This window comes from Ruminococcus flavefaciens AE3010, assembly GCF_000526795.1.
Taxonomy (GTDB): domain Bacteria; phylum Bacillota; class Clostridia; order Oscillospirales; family Ruminococcaceae; genus Ruminococcus; species Ruminococcus flavefaciens_D.
In genome coordinates, this window is record NZ_JAGT01000001.1 from 956,650 (window position 1) to 974,000 (window position 17,351).

Annotated in this window: 16 protein-coding genes and 1 pseudogene; 5 read left to right on the top strand and 12 right to left on the bottom strand. The window is 41.2% G+C overall.

All coding sequences use genetic code 11. The features are described from left to right. The first annotated feature begins 892 nt into the window (after nucleotides 1-892). Nucleotides 893-1,213, top strand: coding sequence for an MBL fold metallo-hydrolase (locus N774_RS0104115; protein ID WP_024860021.1), 321 nt, complete (start codon nucleotides 893-895; stop codon nucleotides 1,211-1,213). Nucleotides 1,214-1,469: 256 nt separating this feature from the next. Next, a pseudogene (locus tag N774_RS0104120) lies at nucleotides 1,470-1,769 on the top strand (DUF4368 domain-containing protein); the annotation flags it as partial. 199 nt (nucleotides 1,770-1,968) lie between these two features. Here N774_RS0104120 and N774_RS0104125 read toward each other — a convergent pair. After that, nucleotides 1,969-4,023 (bottom strand): glycoside hydrolase family 11 protein, encoded by a 2,055-nt coding sequence (locus N774_RS0104125; RefSeq protein ID WP_196231523.1) that lies wholly within the window; start codon nucleotides 4,021-4,023, stop codon nucleotides 1,969-1,971. A 359-nt stretch (nucleotides 4,024-4,382) separates the two neighbouring features. Beyond that, on the bottom strand, nucleotides 4,383-5,117 hold the full coding sequence (locus N774_RS16785) for a tyrosine-type recombinase/integrase (RefSeq protein ID WP_051463368.1): 735 nt from the start codon (nucleotides 5,115-5,117) through the stop codon (nucleotides 4,383-4,385). Here N774_RS16785 and N774_RS0104135 point away from each other — a divergent pair. Continuing rightward, the gene (locus N774_RS0104135; protein WP_207640546.1) at nucleotides 5,112-5,567 is read left to right on the top strand and encodes a hypothetical protein; all 456 of its coding nucleotides are present in this window, start codon (nucleotides 5,112-5,114) and stop codon (nucleotides 5,565-5,567) included. The two genes, N774_RS16785 and N774_RS0104135, sit on opposite strands and share 6 nt — an antisense overlap. Before the next feature lie 496 nt (nucleotides 5,568-6,063). Here N774_RS0104135 and N774_RS19090 read toward each other — a convergent pair whose 3' ends face one another. Both N774_RS19090 and N774_RS0104150 read right to left on the bottom strand, forming a co-directional pair. Continuing rightward, on the bottom strand, nucleotides 6,064-6,228 hold the full coding sequence (locus N774_RS19090; RefSeq protein ID WP_155250341.1) for a hypothetical protein: 165 nt from the start codon (nucleotides 6,226-6,228) through the stop codon (nucleotides 6,064-6,066). After that, nucleotides 6,194-7,840 carry a sensor domain-containing diguanylate cyclase gene (locus N774_RS0104150; protein ID WP_024860026.1) on the bottom strand — a complete coding sequence of 549 codons (1,647 nt, stop codon included), beginning with the start codon at nucleotides 7,838-7,840 and terminating at the stop codon, nucleotides 6,194-6,196. Before N774_RS0104150 ends, N774_RS19090 begins: the two co-directional genes overlap by 35 nt. 804 nt (nucleotides 7,841-8,644) lie before the next feature. Here N774_RS0104150 and N774_RS0104155 point away from each other — a divergent pair. Both N774_RS0104155 and N774_RS0104160 read left to right on the top strand, forming a co-directional pair. Further along, nucleotides 8,645-10,117, top strand: coding sequence for a diguanylate cyclase domain-containing protein (locus tag N774_RS0104155; RefSeq protein WP_024860027.1), 1,473 nt, complete (start codon nucleotides 8,645-8,647; stop codon nucleotides 10,115-10,117). 19 nt (nucleotides 10,118-10,136) lie between these two features. Continuing rightward, entirely contained in the window at nucleotides 10,137-11,396 is a 1,260-nt protein-coding gene (locus N774_RS0104160; RefSeq protein ID WP_024860028.1) for an ABC transporter substrate-binding protein, read from the top strand. A 127-nt stretch (nucleotides 11,397-11,523) separates the two neighbouring features. Here the strand turns inward: N774_RS0104160 and tnpC are convergent, their stop codons facing one another. From tnpC to N774_RS0104200, 8 genes are all read right to left on the bottom strand, one after another. Next, nucleotides 11,524-13,137 (bottom strand): IS66 family transposase, encoded by a 1,614-nt coding sequence (gene tnpC, locus N774_RS0104165; RefSeq protein WP_024860029.1) that lies wholly within the window; start codon nucleotides 13,135-13,137, stop codon nucleotides 11,524-11,526. Nucleotides 13,138-13,276: 139 nt separating this feature from the next. Then, on the bottom strand, nucleotides 13,277-13,633 hold the full coding sequence (gene tnpB / locus N774_RS0104170; RefSeq protein WP_024860030.1) for an IS66 family insertion sequence element accessory protein TnpB: 357 nt from the start codon (nucleotides 13,631-13,633) through the stop codon (nucleotides 13,277-13,279). Then, nucleotides 13,627-14,022 carry an IS66 family insertion sequence element accessory protein TnpA gene (gene tnpA / locus N774_RS0104175; protein ID WP_024860031.1) on the bottom strand — a complete coding sequence of 132 codons (396 nt, stop codon included), beginning with the start codon at nucleotides 14,020-14,022 and terminating at the stop codon, nucleotides 13,627-13,629. The genes tnpB and tnpA overlap by 7 nt, the downstream gene beginning before the upstream one ends. An 85-nt stretch (nucleotides 14,023-14,107) precedes the next feature. Further along, nucleotides 14,108-14,251 (bottom strand): hypothetical protein, encoded by a 144-nt coding sequence (locus N774_RS19095; protein ID WP_155250342.1) that lies wholly within the window; start codon nucleotides 14,249-14,251, stop codon nucleotides 14,108-14,110. 106 nt (nucleotides 14,252-14,357) lie between these two features. Next, the gene (locus N774_RS0104185; protein ID WP_024860032.1) at nucleotides 14,358-15,065 is read right to left on the bottom strand and encodes a hypothetical protein; all 708 of its coding nucleotides are present in this window, start codon (nucleotides 15,063-15,065) and stop codon (nucleotides 14,358-14,360) included. Next, nucleotides 15,062-15,403, bottom strand: a complete 342-nt coding sequence (locus tag N774_RS0104190) for a hypothetical protein (protein WP_024860033.1) — start codon at nucleotides 15,401-15,403, stop codon at nucleotides 15,062-15,064. Before N774_RS0104190 ends, N774_RS0104185 begins: the two co-directional genes overlap by 4 nt. A 530-nt stretch (nucleotides 15,404-15,933) precedes the next feature. Continuing rightward, a complete protein-coding gene (locus N774_RS0104195; protein WP_155250344.1) occupies nucleotides 15,934-16,152 on the bottom strand; it encodes a hypothetical protein in 219 nt (72 codons plus the stop codon). A gap of 239 nt (nucleotides 16,153-16,391) precedes the next feature. Beyond that, nucleotides 16,392-17,303: a hypothetical protein gene (locus N774_RS0104200; RefSeq protein WP_024860035.1), complete on the bottom strand. Its 912-nt coding sequence runs from the start codon at nucleotides 17,301-17,303 to the stop codon at nucleotides 16,392-16,394. Nucleotides 17,304-17,351 lie beyond the last annotated feature (48 nt).

The following is a 17,351-nucleotide window of genomic DNA, read 5'->3' on the forward strand; positions in this document are numbered from 1 at the left end:
GTTCAAATCGATCGAGGTCGACCCCTGCAACTGGAAAAGATCCGTCACAAGCTGCGCATTGTCAATAAAACGATCACCTGTATGCTGATTATTTCGGATTACGCCAATGGAGCCGTCAATATAATACAAATGATAGCAGCCTTCATCCTTTGTCATTTCTGCAAATTTGTCAGCCGGCATCTTGCCTTCGACTTCCTTTCTGGATTCCTCGCTAATATAATCCGCACTGACTACGACATCGTAAACGCCTTTATAAAAGTTTCCTTCCGGCATCTCAAACGGATATGCGGCAGGACCGGTTGGATGATATGGAGATTCCAGATACGAAAACAGCAGCTTTTTCAAAGGCTCATTTTTATCTAATGCATTCCGGTACTGCTCGTTGAATGTTTTGATGTAATCATTCCAGAGTGCAACGGTGTCGTCCACAGAGACCTGCTTGACATTCTCGCAATGTGCAAGCTCACGCTTATAAACAGCAAGACCGTCCGCAACACGCTCTGCCACAGTCGGTGCCTGTGTCTCCTGCGTTTCTGTGTCCACAATGTCCGCCGCATTAGCGGGCAGAACCGAGGTGGACAGCATGACCGCAGCAGTCAGGCAGTTGAAAAATCGTTTCTTCATGAATACGCCATTCCTTTCTATGTCGCCTCCCGATTTTCGGGATATGCTTAATATATACAAAACGTATATTTGGGTACAATTTAAACTTGTACGATTGCATCTTATCACAAACACTCCAAAATGTCAAGTCAATTATTGCAACATTTTTTCGTTCGGGGGTTGAAAAAATACGGTCGATTTTGTTGACAGACTGAGTTGTCTTCCGTATTCTCAAGGTGTTCCATATTGGTCTCCTGTTATTATCAATAATCTCATTGAAGTCCTCGGTGTGAGACTCGAGACTGTTTTTGCGTACAATATCGGCAAGCCATTTCACCCTCAGTCCAACGGCTGGCTTGGATATATCATCGACAGTCCCGACCACGGACGTATTTACATCGCAGGCGATACAGACATTACTCCAGACAACAAGCAGGTGAAGTGCGACATTGCTCTCATTCCCGCAGGTGGCACGTTCACTACCGATGCGGTACAGGCAGCCAAGCTTGTAAACACTATCCGGCCGAAATATGCGATACCTATACACTATGGAAAGAATAAAAATATCGAGAACGGCTTGTGTAGCTGTTCCCGATTTTGTTATTTGTAATAATAATGGAAAGGTATACTGCGTTTTCTTGTTCTTGATTTGTTCATTATTATCTCAAAAAAGCATGAAATAACACGATAATTCAATACGCAAACAATTACCTTAAATGACGATATATCTACGTTTTTTGAATATTATTAAAAAGCTCAACAACTCACTGGGTATGTTCAATTTATCAAATATAAAAAGACCAGCTCCCTCGCAGGAGCTGATTCTTCTACTGCCTTTTAAGATGATTTCTTTTGTTAGGGAGAACGAGGACGAACAGAAAAAACTCAGGGCGACTGTTGCCGAGCTGTACGTCTATATTGATAATGCAGAGCAAAAGTCAGCCGACGTGACAGCATTCATAAGGGCGGTACAGAAGTATGAGCGTATCACGGAGCTTACACCTGAAATCATGCACGAACTGATTGAAAAGATCGCTGTCCATGCTCCTGACAAAAGCAGCGGTCACCGCACTCAGGAAATCGAGATTCACTATCATTTCGATGTTGCCGTAGCGACTGCTGTTGCTGACAGCATGAAGTACGACAAAAAGAGAAAGGCTGCGTAACCACCAAGGTTACGCAACCTTATCTTCAAATCATAAAAACTTCTTTATGAGTACCCGTCTTTATGCTGCAGGCTTTTTTTGCTTCCAAAACTAAGTGTGACAATCCAATACTTTTCGACGATACTCATAAAACTCATTATATCGCTTTTATTCTGTTCCTTGCGGTTGTTTTTTTCCGAGAGCTTGGCGACATCTGCTTTCAGTCGGCTTTGCTCTTATCAGTACAGGATAGCTCTTCTAACTCAAAAAAGCCTTTGGTAGCCTCTGTCTTAAGACAGCATTCTACTAAATCCGGTTTGAACTCCTCCTTGCCGAAGTATTTCAGCAGCTCAGAGAAATCTATCTCTACGTCAAAATTGCAGACCTCATCGTTCTTAATGCTGTCCTCCTTTGGATAAAGATATATAAACCTATCGGTTTCTATCTCATCCGGAAGATCCTCATTTTTGTCAATATAATACTCTTTGCCGCCTATTTCAACAAGCTTCATATCATCGGGATCAGTGTTCCACCTTAATCTCTCATTTTCACTGGCGCCGTATTCGATAATGAATCTCACTTTATCGTAATCATTTTTAAATTCTGCCTCAACGGTTATTTCTATACTGCTTGCTTTCCGGTTTAAATAACACGAATCAGCCTTAGCAGTTCCGGAATACTTCAAAGTGAGTTCGTCATAGTTTTCCAGTTTCTGACGGCTTTCAAAATTGTAATAAATCTTCTCACTCCACTGAGTAATGAATGAGCCATCACTGCATAATGCTGATTTTATCTCACCAACATTGTCTTCTACACTGTGTGCATTGAATTCTGTGTTGCCTACGGTCTCGTTAAAAACATCCGCAAAATATACTCTCTCTTTTTCGGGTTCAGGTAGCTGTTTTGTTTTTCCGAGCACAAACTGGGTAAGCGCTACAAGGTCGCTGATATTCAGCTTACAATCGCCGTTTACGTCTTGATAAAAGTTAACATTATATTCATCAGTCATGAGAAGCAGTCTTCTGACTACGATCACGTCATAAATATCAACCGAACCATCTCCATTCACATCGCCGGGGACAGCGTGCTCTTTTTTGGCGAGCTTATCCCTGATATCAATGCTGTCAGCTAAGTAAAAATCGTCAACACAGAAATCTACAGGCTCTTCGGGGACTATGCGAAGGACACCATCTGCGAAATTATCGTTGAACAGCAAAAACTGAAGATCTTCCACATCCGTCCATACGCCGGATGGGATGATTCTTGAATACATGTCGTTGGAATAATTGGATTTGGAGTTAAGGTCGATTAACTGAAATATGAACTTGATATTTTTGCCGCTGTTTTGATATAGTTTCAAACCTGCAAGGAGCTCACGGCCGTCAAAGTCATATGGATCGATCTTGAACTCAAAGGCGCGTTTGGCTTGATCCTCTCCCGATATCAGCAAAGAATGTTCACCGCTGAACGAATGATCGGTATCATATAAAGCTTCCGTCCCCTCGAAAGGCGCTCCCGCCCTTTCGTTCTCGGTCTCAAAATCCACGAATACTTTCCTGCCCTCTTCATCTGTCGGAAGAGGATCATGCTTATTATATATAAACTGCGGTCCGTAGTTGTTTTCCTCTGTTATCTCCTTGCTTATTTCAATAGAGTTTATCCTGGCACTGCCAGCACTTCTGTACGCATGAACGCTGAATCCCACATCGTACACAAATCCCAAATTAAGGCCTGAATTCTGCCATTTCCTAAAGTGATCTGCGACATTGATAGTATTCTTTATATTGCAGACACCATTTGTCTTTTCAGCAAGATTATCACGTGCCACACTGTAATAGATATATGTAGTGGGAGGTATATTCCCCCCCCAATAGTCCGTCATCGAAGATAACCTGCCATTGTAGATATCATAAGTTATACCATTGGATTCAAATGAACCGAGAGCATTTTCCATGACAGGGCGCCAGCTGCCCCAGCTGTCTACTATATAAAACTCATAATAGGCATTGGAGTCCTCCATCCAGCCATAAACGCCTGAAAAGCCGTTACCGTCCATATAGTCAACATCTTCGTCATATGTAACGGTATATTCTTTTATCTGCGAAGCATATACATTTTTTCTTTCAAATTTATCGCCTTTCATCGCTAAAGAGTTCTCAATACCACTCCAGTTCATAGTAAAACCGTTATTTTCAGTGTTTTCGTATTCAAACTCTCCTGTGCAATTCTGATTCCAAAATTCGTAGTAATAACCGTCTACAGTATCACTCTCCATAAAATCAACTGCATATACCTGAGCCGATGGGATCACGGACGGCAGGCTAACGGCACTGAGCATACAAAGTCCGGCCGTCAGAGCGGATAGTGTTTTTGTGAACAACTTTGGCATAATTTTTCCTCCTCACTGAAACCTCATGTCGGCAGTATAACTGCCGCAAACAAAACATAACATCTAAAAGCGGATATAACATCTCCTGTATTAATACTATCATTTATTTCATCATAAGTCAAAGCCTTTATTGCGAATATTATACATAAAATTAGCCGACTTATCATCTCTCTATGTTAAGAGCCAGCTTAACTTCGATATATAACCTGTATAAGTAATAAAAGTGATACTGCCATGATACTCTATTATTTATCAATATCATCAAGTATACTATTGAAGTACTCATCTACCTTCTTACGCTCATCTGAAAATGCATGCTGATATACCGACTTCAACGTTGAGCTTGTGGACCACCCTCCCCTCTCCATTGCATATTTATCAGGGATATTGAGCATGAGCATAACGCTCGCTGATAAAAGACGCAGATCATGGAAGGTCATATGATAGCCGTACACAGCGAGAAGCTTATAGAACTTGCTACGTAGTGTCTGGTATTCCATCTGAACAATAAAGTCATCGTCCTTCTCATGAGGATCGGCTTCTATGAGGCTCTTTATGTAGTCGGGTATGGTCAGCCTTCGAGCTGACTTGAAGGTCTTATTCATATCTCGGACGTTGTTGCTGCCGTCGAAGTAGATATTACTGCGGCAGACAGTAAGTACATTTCCCTTTAGGTCACGGAACTGCAATCCCCTTACTTCACTCATGCGAAGTGAAAGCCACATCGCAAGCAGGCACGGCAGCTCAATATCTGTACCGCGAACCATATTCATTACCTGCTCCGCTGTGGGAAGCTCCTTCAACTTAGGCTTTCTTGCCGGGAAAGTGACACTAAGAACAGGTCTTATGTCATAGAGCTTTAGTGCTGCACACACAAGATGTACGCCTTCTTTGATCGTTTTGGCTCCAACCTTTGCAGCATCTTCACTTATAGCTTGCTGGACATTGAAGCTGTTAACTTCGTGAATATCGAGGTGCATAAGACTCTACAAGCGATTCCTGCGGAGAATACCGTATACTATGTACGTCAGGCACTCAAGAGCGAGAACCAGTCAGCAAGCTATACACAGCCTACCAAGTATGTTTACGGCGCTGAGTACGCTAACTGTGTGAATGTTGATCCTAAGAACCTCACAAACTTCAACGCAGACTCATGGAAGTCAGGCGGCGGTTACAACAATACCCCCTGTCTCAACTACTCATACACACTCAATGGCGGTAGCACGATGACATTCAAGACAGAGGGCAAGGGACTTATCATCGTATTCAAGGCTAACAGCTCAGGTATGGGCAGCATCGATGTTACTGTAAACGGCAAAACTACTAAGGTAAACGGCAACAAGCAGTACACATGGGGCGGTCCCGATGCAGAGCTTGGCTACTATCCGGAGACCTCAGGCGAACTTAATGTTTCCATAAGCGGAAGCTGAAGCTTTACTATCTGTGGCATTGGTCTCGTAAAGTAATTTCTAACATAAAAGCTCCGCCGATTCGGTCGGAGCTTTTTGTAATTTCAATAGTCATTGAATTAGTGACATATCCATGAAACCTACAGTTACATATCCGCAAAAGAACAAACAAAGAAGAATTATTGGCGCGTACAAGATACCCCTTTCTTTGTTCAGTTTCTGCCTTCCCTTTATAAAGACGGCGTATTTTACAAAACCGCTGATATTAACAATCATCAGCACACTTCCAATTATGATAAGTACATTAATAATATGACTAAACATACTATACCTCTGCAACTATGGTATTTGCTTTAAAACTTATTCGTTTAATTTAGTGAGTAGATGTAAATCTGTTGTAATAAGCATCTTTGTCTTTGAAACAAGCTTTCTCCATTTCAATAAACAGCTGACAATAATTCTTGTGCTTTTTAGGCTCAAATGTGACGGATACTTTTGCGACAGCAAGATTATCCTGCTAAACGTTTTCGGCATTATAAGCCTTTAACTCTTCGTCAAACTTCTTAAACAGATCCTCCATGTCAAATCTTGATTTATTTTCAATCATAACAATTAATTCGTCATCTGCAACATGATAAACGTGACTCTTATGTATTATTTTTTCTGATTCGTTTATTCTCATACATGAGCTTATCTGCTCGCCGCATCACATCTGTAACGGCACTATCCTCTGATGAATTGAAAACAGCGCCACCTTTTGAAATCTGCACCTGTTTCCATGGTTCAGCAGCAGCGGCGTTAATCTCATAAGCGGTTGCGTCAAACTGTTCAAAAAGTGCATCACGATTATTGTAGTCCTCATTTTTCAGAATAACGGCAAACTCATCTCCGCCAATTCTGAAAACAGGACTGTGCTTGAACACCTCGCATATAACGCTGACAGCTGTCTTCAGGTAAATGTCTCCCTTATCATGTCCATATTGGTCATTGATAAGTTTCAGATTATCGCAGTCGAATACACCAATTGCAAATTCCTGCTCCTTAGCCCCGCTGTCGATCTCTTTCTGCATTTCATCAAAGATATTTGACAGTGCTCTCTTGTTTTTTACATGAGTCAGCGCATCAATAAATACCTGTCCGTTCAGATTGCTGATCTGCGCCTTTACATTGCCCGAAAGCATTTTGAACGACCTTGTGAGCCTACCAATTTCATCCTCCCTGTCGTATGTCAGGACAAAATCATAATTTCCCTGATCTACCTGTTCAGCCGCCTTGGTAAGTTGTTCGAGAGGTCTGGTGATGCGCCTTGTGTGGTACATCAGAAACAAACTTGATAAAAAGAGTACAACGGCGACGCCCTTTATAATATTCAGAATGAGACCTTTCCAATCACCCTTGGTTTCAGAAACGGGAACTGTGACAGTCAGACGCATCCCATTGCTCAACAAGCGCCAGACTGCTACTTTTTTCTCTCCGTGATAAGTATACCTGATCACATCGTTTTCGTCAGTCTCATGAAAAGAGATCTCAAATGTGGATTCGGATGGCAGATCTGCCACGTCAAGATATGGATGATAGAACAGATTCCCATCAGCATAGCTCAGGAATGCATAGCCGTTATCATATGGACGAAGACTGTTGATCTCTTCTGCCATTGTTGAGTAGTCTACTTCGATGCCTACAACACCAATAAACCTATCCTTCCAGTAAACAGGCGCATCGTAGGATATGACACGAACATCGAGATTATCCGTGATATATGGCCGCAGCCAGATGGGCTTGCCTTCATGCTTTGGAACGGTAAACCATACGAGTTTTGAGGTATCCTCCACATCATACATGGTAATATCAGTCACTTCATGTTCCACGAAGCCATCACCAGTCAGATCTGTGTACCAGAATCCTTTTACGTCTGCGGAAACTGAAGGGTCAATGCGATAATAATAGGTCATGACACCTTTGGTCTTAGAAGCCATCATGCTGAAATACTCACGTATTCTCTCCATATGTGCCGCAAATTCTTCATCATTGTCCACGTCTTCAAGATCTTCTTCTGCATAGGATGTTACCTTTGACACCGTGTTCTGTACGCTGTCAAAGTAATAATCGAGACTACGTTCTCCTGTCTCACAAAGCATTCGCAGTAATTGATCGGATTTTTGACTCTCTGTTGTACGGATAAAGACAGCACTAAGCAGGGTGGTAACTGCAAGAGCCGCAAGTATCACACCAAGCATTGTTATAGTAATTCTTGTCCTTAATGAGTGTGATAATATTTTGGGATTCAGCTTCATAAAAAAGTCTCCCTATTTCGTTTTGATTATTTCTCTATTTTCTCAAAATACAAGTAATATCCAATATACAGAAACAGGCAGTCACATTGGATCACCTGATTATTATATATATAATGTATGATATATATATCATACCATATATTACACAAAACGTCAACGCCTATAAATATAATATAGTAAAACAGCCGATTTCCATAAAGCACTAAATAAATAATTTGTTTCATGCATAGTTGAAGCGGAACTCCAAGCAGTCAACATGGAAACAATATATTTTTTATAAGAAAACCAGCTCCCTTGTAAGGGAGCTGGTTCTTTCATAACATCATATCGACTTTTCTTCATGATAATTCGTAACCGCCAACCAGACCAGCGGGCAAAAAAATGAGCCAAGATCAACCTCGGCTCAAATCCCGTATTCGGTTCATCACAATGAATTGCAGTGAGTTACTGTACTATAATAATTACAGTCGTATAAATCCATGACAAGCCAGGCATGGTTTACACACACTCGAAACCTAAGTTATAATGAAAGCAGTGATTAGACTAACGGGAATCCGGTTGGGACACCACGCCCGCACCCCAGACAGTTATCCATGTCAAGGATTTGCAGTAAATACCCGATGAAAAGGTAACATAATGTGCAAAAAAGATTTATTTATATAAATGTATGGACAAAGTAAAAAATATATGGTAAAATAAATCTGCTTACATAATGGATTCCAGATCATGCGCCGATTTTTCGGACGTCCTTTGTGCTTTGGAGCGTTACAGACAAAAAGGGATATTAAAAAACAGGAGGAAAAAATGACAAGAGATCAAATTCAGACTATTGGTCTTGAGAAGATCAAAAAAATGAGCGTGCTTATGATAATAGGCTACGCTGCTATCGTTATTGCGGCGATCATTGGCATTACAGCCTTTATTGTCACAAAATACGATGAGCTGACAAAGGAAAAGGTCAGCTCGATGACTTCAACGCTGAATGTTCAGCTCAAGCTGAATCTTGAAGCGTATCTCAGCAGAATGGAAACTATCGGTACTCTGGCTTATTCAGTTGATAATGCCTACAGCTACGATGCTTCCGACCCCTCAAACGATGAATACGAAGCCATAAATACAGAAAAGCAGATCGCTTCTGATCTCAGCAGTCTGTGCCTTATGGAGAACTTCGTTGACTATGGCATCGTTTATGCAAACAACAAAACGATCGGAAAGGTATCAAACGGTACTATAAAGCTTTTCGGCGACAAGCTTTACACCGAGCTTTCCACGATGATCACAAGTTCCCGTACTCATGACGGCTGGTTCACGGGCTACAAGGGAGACTATGAGCGTATCTACTATGTAAAACAGATGAACGATAATGTTATCTTCCTCATCTCGTTCTACACCGCAGAGCTTGACACAGTCTTTGAGAACCCCGAGAATCTCAGCGACATGGAGATACGTCTGACGGACAGAAATTACAAGATGATATACTCATCTGTAAAGGGCGATAACAGCGGCACGGTTATTCCCAAAAATCTTCTCGATGACATCAAGAACAAGGACATGGTGGTCATAAACGGAAGTGAGAACCTTTCTACCGTAAATGCCACAAACGGCGACTGGTATATCGTATGCTCCATACCTACAAAGGTCATCCTGAAGGAAGCAATAGATATTAGAAAATATATCTATCTCTTTGCAGGACTGGTGGCACTGATAGCAGTCTGTGCAGGTGCGCTTTTCGTAAGGCGTATGGCTGATCCTATAGGTACAGTTACCTCAGGCCTTTCCGATGAGATAAGCGAGGACGGATTCGAGAATATACTGGGAAGAAGATTTTTCCGCGACAAGGCGGATAACCTTATGAAGAAGAATTCCGACCAGACCTATGGAGTGGTGCTTGTTGCCATCAATAATTTCGATGACATCATTGAGAAGTTCTACCCCTCGTTCCCGGAAAAGCAGAAGGGCAGAATGATAACCATATTGAAAGAGGTCTTCAGCGACGCTGAATGTATCGGAAGAGTCGGTGAGAATTCGTTTTCCGTACTTCTTAAAAACAGCGGAAAGGATGAAGAGGCTTTCCGTATCCTTTCCGAGAGCAGAGCAAAGGATGTCTGTGACAAGTTCAGACAATCCGAGTACACAAGTACTATGGGACTTCTTGAGCTTACTGCGGATTCCGCCGCCGCAATCGGAAAAGGCGATTTCCGCGAGGCCTACTATAAAGCATATACGGCGCTTTGTGCTTCCGTTAAAATCGGTCACAATGTATCAAGTGTGATGTGAGAACGGAGGGACGATGTTTATGAAGATATTCAGAAGAACAGCAGCGCTCATGCTTGGTGCTGCAATGGTATTCTCTACAGGCTGCTCTGAAAAGACTACTATGTCGAGTCAGAAAACACAGGTTGAAATAGAGTTTTCATGGTGGGGAAATGACGCAAGAAACAGATATACCCTTAAAGCTGTGGAATTGTTCGAGGAGCTGCACCCTGAAATAAGAGTCAAGTGCAGCTATTCCGAATGGTCAGGCTATGAAAAAAGAAATAAGATTTGGATGGCGTCGGATACAGAAGCCGATGTTATGCAGATAAACTACGGCTGGCTCACGGATTATTCAGCTGATGGTATGGGATATTATGATCTCAACGCTCTTTCAAAGTATATTGCTCTATCGAATTTCACTGAAGAACAGCTGAGCTACGGCACGAGAAACGGCGTTCTCAATGCCCTTCCCATAGCTATGAATTCCGAGACGGTATATATCAATAAGACTATATACGACAGATACGGTGTCGATGTGCCCAAAACATGGGACGATCTGTTCAGAGCAGCAGATGCGATGAAGTCTGCAAATATCTATCCGCTCAGTGCTTCAAGCAAGTCAATGTGGCTGTATCTCATATCATATGCAGAACAGGCACAAGACAGAAATATCCTTGATCAGGACGGCAATCTGAACTTTAATGAGGAAGATTTTGCCGTAATGATGGATTTCTACAAAAAGCTTGTAGACAGCAAGGTAATGCCCCTTGTTGAGCATTATGAGCGTATCAGGCTGGATAACGAAAATTACGCAGGTTCTGTTGCATGGGTGAGCGACGCTGAAAGCTATTTCGGCGATGCTATCAGCAAAGAAAGAGAGATAGTAGTTGCAGATCAGACCTCGATCAGCGGAAATAATACAGGTGAGGGCTGGTATGCTAAGCCTGCCACTATGTACGCTGTCAGCAAGACCACTGACCGCCCTGCCGAAGCAGGAATGCTCCTTGATTTTCTGCTCAACAGCAGAGAAATGGCTGAGCTTCAGGGAATAGAAAAGGGTATCCCATTAAGCGCCTCTGCAAGGGAAGTCCTCAATGAGCAGGGAATGCTTCAGGGCATACAGTTTGAGGCTTCGGAGAAAATGGCAGAGCATACCCTTCCGCAGCTTTCACCTGTTCTGGAAAACGGCAAGCTGATAGACGATTTCTTTGCGGCTGCAACTGATTATATCTATGATAAGACCGATCTTGACAGTGCAGCTTCTTCTTTCGTTGAAAAGGCGAAGAAGGAGTACTTCTGACATTGATCGCTGTTTAAAGGCACTTCCGAGTAATCGGAAGTGCCTTTTCGAAAGCGCCAAATATCACTGTTTTAAGTAATTTAATTGTTTTACAATAAAAGATTATATTTTTGAATGACATATTTTTTTAATGTATCTCACTATACATCTGCCTGCAATATGCAGGCAACGTCATACTCCAAGGCATGACAGCTTCGAGCTGTGTTTCTGTAGGATCATTGCCCATTTCTGGCAGAATTGTCAGAAGATATAGCAGATAACCGTAGACATCGAGGGTATTTCTCTTAGCTGTTTCTATGATACTCATTACTGCTGCACTTGCATCAGCACCTTTTTCGGTATCGCTGAACAGGAAGTTTTTACGGTTGATAACATAGGGCTTTACTGTTCGCTCAGCAAGATTATTGGTCATTTCGACTTTAGGATTGCTCAGGAACAGATACAGTTTCCCTTTCTGCTTTAAGGCATAAGTAACCGCCGTGCCAAGGGCAGAGCCCTTGCTCGGTCTTAAACTGATTATTATCTCATAAGCCTCATCCAACAGAGGTTTTATTATATCCTGCCTCATTGTCAATATTTGTTTATCAGTATATTTGGCTTCTCTCGCACAGGCTTCATATGCAGCTGCCTTATCTATTATGGCAACAATCTGAGCGGATTGACAGGTATTATCGCCTTCAGGAATACAATCATAGAATTTACGGCGATAATGAGCCCAGAAGCCTGCATTTTCATAATCTCCGCTGCCGTATGATTGAAAACCGTCCGTCTGAACCACACCTGTATATCCTTTCAGCAACTCCTCTGCAACTGTTTTGCTGCGGCTGTCACGATACGTATACAGTGCTATCTTTTTTGAAGCAGATGCACCCGTGCATACTATCCACATCTGACCTTTCTTATTGGTAGGCTTACCATCCTTTTTCAATACCCGTGTCGGAGTTTCATCAGCATTAAGAACAGGTTCAAAGAAAGCATGGTATCTGAGCCTTTTGATAACAGGTTCAAACCATGCTGCGCCTTTTATTACCCAATTAGCCAGTGATGTTCGGTTCAGATAAATACCTCGCAGCTTCCAATACTGCTCCTGACGGTAAAGCGGTTCTCCAAGCTGATATTTTCTCTGCATAATATCTGCAACAAGGCTTGCGTCGGGAAGCCCTTTTTTGATAATACAGGCAGGGGTTTTGTTTTCAGCTGCTATGATATTAGCCTTTGTACCGTTTTTATCGCAGTTTACGCATTTGTAGACCTTGCGGTAATACTCGATTTTATACACCTTTTCTGGTATTACAGCAAGTCTTGTAGTAATGTATTCCTCTGCATATTCGGTCAGAGATCCTCCGCACACTTCACATATCGGCTGTTCCTGCGGAAGTTCATATACTATTTTTTTAGTTTCAAGGTCAGCTCTTATCTCTTTTCTGCCACGATGCTGTCCTGTTTTCTTAGATTTCGGAGCAATTGTTTCAGCTGTAGGCTCAGGAGCAGAAGTATCAGCTTCTGCTTCGGCTTCATTGAAAACTCCATCAAAAGCAAGCTGTCCATTGTTGATAAATTTCGATTTCTCACTCTTTTGTCCGAACAGCATCTTATTGCGCTTCACAACAAGCTCGGTCAGATGTTCGATACGGAGGTCTTTATCCTCATTGGATTTCTTTAATTCATCAACTTCTTTTTCAAGGGCGGAGCATTTCTGTATTACCAGATCATATGCTTTTTTCAGCTCAGCATAATTCATAATGAAACGCTCCTTTCCTTGTATTAGGTGATTTATGATACTTAGATTATATCACAAATCGCCCGATTTTTCAAGGAAAAGAGCGTATTTCAATTGAGAAATATCTTCCACGTTTATGTGCATATCCGCTGTGCAAAACTCAGCATATATCAACGCCGCCTTCAAGCTTTTTAATTGCTTTGGGCTGATCTATAGATAATCCCTGCATAAGCCATATATATTGTTCATGAGTCAGATTACGGACTTCCTGTTTACTGCGAGGCCAGTTGAATTTACCGCCTTCAAGCCGCTTATACAGCAAAAGGAAACCGTCATCCTCCCATAACAGCACTTTCAGGCGATCTCTGCGCCGTCCGCAGAAAAGGAAAGCACTGTTATTGAAAAGATCAAGCTGATATTGCTGCTGCACTATTGCTGCCAGTCCGTCGATAGATTTCCGCATATCCGTATGACCGCATACGATGTATATGTTATCAGCGGACAAATTTTTCAGCATTCTTTCAGACCTCTGAGCAGCAAAAGTATCATACTCTCAGATATATCAGGTGGAAGTACGATATCGATACCTTCCTTGCGGAGAATAACTCTCTCTTTTTCATGAACAGGCTTGCGTATTGGAACTGCAACAGTTTCGGAGTTGACAACACTTGGCACATCAGGCTTTTCTTTTACTGCACTCAGAGGGACAATATCCTGCGTAGACGTTTTTTTAGTTTTAGCTGTATCCTTTTTCAGCGCAGCGACACGTCCATAGTACGTATTTACATTCAACCCATTAGCTGCACACCATTCCCTGACCGACATATTACTGCTTTCGCATTCTGCGATCCGCTCTGCCCATTCTCTGCGGCACAGTTCTCTCTGTACTTCTTTTGCTGTTGGCATATTCGTAGCTCCTTTCGGATATTTTCCTCTGGAACTATTTTAGCATTTTATTCATTGCTACGGAAGTGCTGGGAATGGTTGTCGCTTACGGTAAAACAGCTAATTTCCATAAAGCAATAAATAATTTTGTTTCATACATAGTTGAAGCGGAACTCCAAGCAGTCAACATGGAAACAATATATTTTTTATAAGAAAACCAGCTCCCTTGTAAGGGAGCTGATTCTTTCATAACATTATATCGACTTTTCTTCATGTTAATTCTGTTTACATAACTCATTGCTCCCTGTGTTATTTTACACAGGGAGCTTTTTTCTATGAATGGTTTGTTATTTATGTTATGTGTATTCGCCGTCCCAGTAGTGCGCTTTGATTATAGAACCGGTCTTTGCATCAATTGTAACTAAACTGTAGATGTTTACGGTGAATTCATAGTAAAGGTTTCCCTGAGCGTCTGCCTTAAGAAGATATGTGCCTGAAATTTTGTTGCCATTATAGAGCTTTTGGGAATTCGCTTTCGCATCTTCATAAGCTGTTGTACTTGCTTCCTCTATCGAAACGAGATTGCTCTTGGTGAAGTCGCATCTTCTGAACTTAGAGTAATCGTAATCCCAGACATAGCCTGTCTCAGGTGTGTACCAGTTCATCATCTCCCCTTCTTCAAGAATCACGTCGTCCATAATAATTTTGGCAGAAAACCTGAATTCATCCTTTGTCTCGGCTTCCATGATGACGTAAACGAAAATGTTATCATGAAGGTCCTTGTCGCATTTCTCGAGAACAGACAGAATATAATCTTTAAACTTCTTATCTCTGTCGTCGGATTCAAAAAGATAATCAGGATAATAAGTATGCTCGCCGACCTTGATGAGTTTGGCCTCCTTAAAGGCTTTTACAGCTTTTTTATTGACATTTTCGGCGCAGATCGCTGCTGCGGTATCTTCTTCATTATCCTTACTGCCCGTGCCTACTCCACATGCCGTGAAACCTGCGAAACACGCTGCGGATATAAGAAGCGCGATTGTTTTTGTTGCCGTATTTTTCATAGTATTCTCCCCCCACCTATCAGTTTTTTTCTGCCAAAAAGATATACAATAGAGAATATTACGAACGAAGGTATGAAGCATACAACTATTGTAAATATGAAACTTGAAGGATGAAGCGAAATCGCTGTTCTGTACGCATCCGGATTGTGCACTGGATCAATGGGAATTATCTTTGTAAGAATCAGGCCGAATCCATAAGATTGAATACATTCTCCACCGTTTAAAGCCTGAGAAAGTAAGAACTTACCATTGACAAAATATGAGACAAGATTTATTATTGCTCCGGTTGTATTAATAACAAGAGCTGTTATCAGAGATCTGATTAGAACTTTTTTCATAATGACCATCCTTTCAAAAGGTGTTTCTGGTAATTATGTGTCTGAAAAAGCTTTAATCGTTGCTTCCGAGATGTATTTTCAGCATTTTGCATATATTGCATAGCTTATTCTGGTTCAAAATAACAATAATCCGGATAACAGAAATCTTATTATATCTTTGGGTATTGGTTCATTCAGATTTTCGGCAGGTTCCCATTCTTGTACAGTTCATAGTTTTTCCCCGATATATTATTACTTTAACGATTCTTTTTGCGTTTAAAATACGCAATTACGCAGTTCATGCATAATAATAATGCAATAAGGAAAATCACACAGCTAAAAGTTTGTTGACTGATCAATGTCAGTATAAATGATATTAAGCAGAAAATGCATCCTATAATAGATAATGCCAAATATATTTTTGAATTTAAAAACTTGTCAGGTGTTTTTGTATCATGATTACTTTCAAACATTTTTCTGAGCTTATTCATTATATTTACCTTCATTTCATATTCAAGATGTTTGTATTATTTAATGGGGTTATATGTTAATCAGAAATTGTGGTTTGGATAGCGGCTGTTCATATATCTGCTAAGTACATAGTCAATAAGAAGTGAAGCTGTCCAGATGAGAAGAAGCAGGTCGCTTCTTGGATGATCGATTGTTTTTACTCTGAATATATCGTATAATTCTGCAATACTGAATATAACACAGAGTGTCTTGCTGAGTCCTGTGAGTTTCTGTAATGTGTTAAAAGTAAGCTTTTTCATAAGATCATTTCCTTTCGGTGTCATTTTTTGGGAGCCTTTTTCCCTTTCCATGATCTTATTATATATCATAAAAAAACTTTTGTCCTGTGTTTAAGCTTACAGAACATTACATATTTGAAATGTTGCATTTACTCTTGTGATCATACTGCACAGCCGCCGTTATGTCAATATACGGATTTGCTGCAATATACAAAGATCAGCGCCATATGCTATGTATAATCGCCGTTCCGGTATGGTATTCAGAAAAGATCAAGCATGCTGTCAAGATAGATCTCTTCACGGACAGTTAGCTGGTATTCCGGCTTTATAAGATAATAAAGAAGAAATTCGAGATTGATAGCACTTCCGAGTCCTCTGCCTTCTATTTTGAAATTAGAAAAACCTAGAGGCAGATAGTTGCTGATGATGGCGTCGATACTGATAAATCCGGGATTTTTCATTGCCTTTGAAAAACGGTATCCGTCTTTTCCATCAGGTGCGGTACAGATGTGCTCAGGACAGTCTTCTCCGAGATTTTTTCGGCTTACGTTTTCATAGCAGGCTTTTCTGTCTTTACAGTAAAACGAGCAGCATTCATTACACAGAAATTCGACCTTGTCCTTTTGCTTCTGCGAGAGCGTTTCTAGTTTATTGTACAACTTATTCAGCCTAAAATCAGGAACAACATATTTAAAATCACACCGATCAGTTTCCTTTAAAAACTGATCAAAATCAGTCTGAACCTTTGTAGTCGAGGAAACAAAATAAAGACTGGGATAATTATTTTTAATATGATCAAGCAAAAGATCCGAGTAGATTATAACTCCGTTCTGAGCACCTTTGCTTTCGGCGAAAAGCTCACACAGGGCATTGCATTTTCTGTCGATGAGATGTTCGGGTTTTAAAAGCGAATTGCTGAAAGTGAGCCTTGAAGAAATACCGTATTCATTCATTAGATTTAGAACATCTTCAGCTTCACATTCGCCGAATCCGACACGCCCGCCGCTCCAGATACAGTCGGCAGGAGCACCATAGACAGATGCTATTTCGCACCAGTCGTAGAAATATTCTCGGTGCTCACGGTACAGCGGCAGAAACACACTGTACAGGTCATGGAACTCAAACAGACCCGGGAGATGAAAATAAGCTTTATTTTTTGAAGTGTTTTCCATATGTTATCATACCATTTCTTTTAATTTTAGGCCATCAACCCGCATATA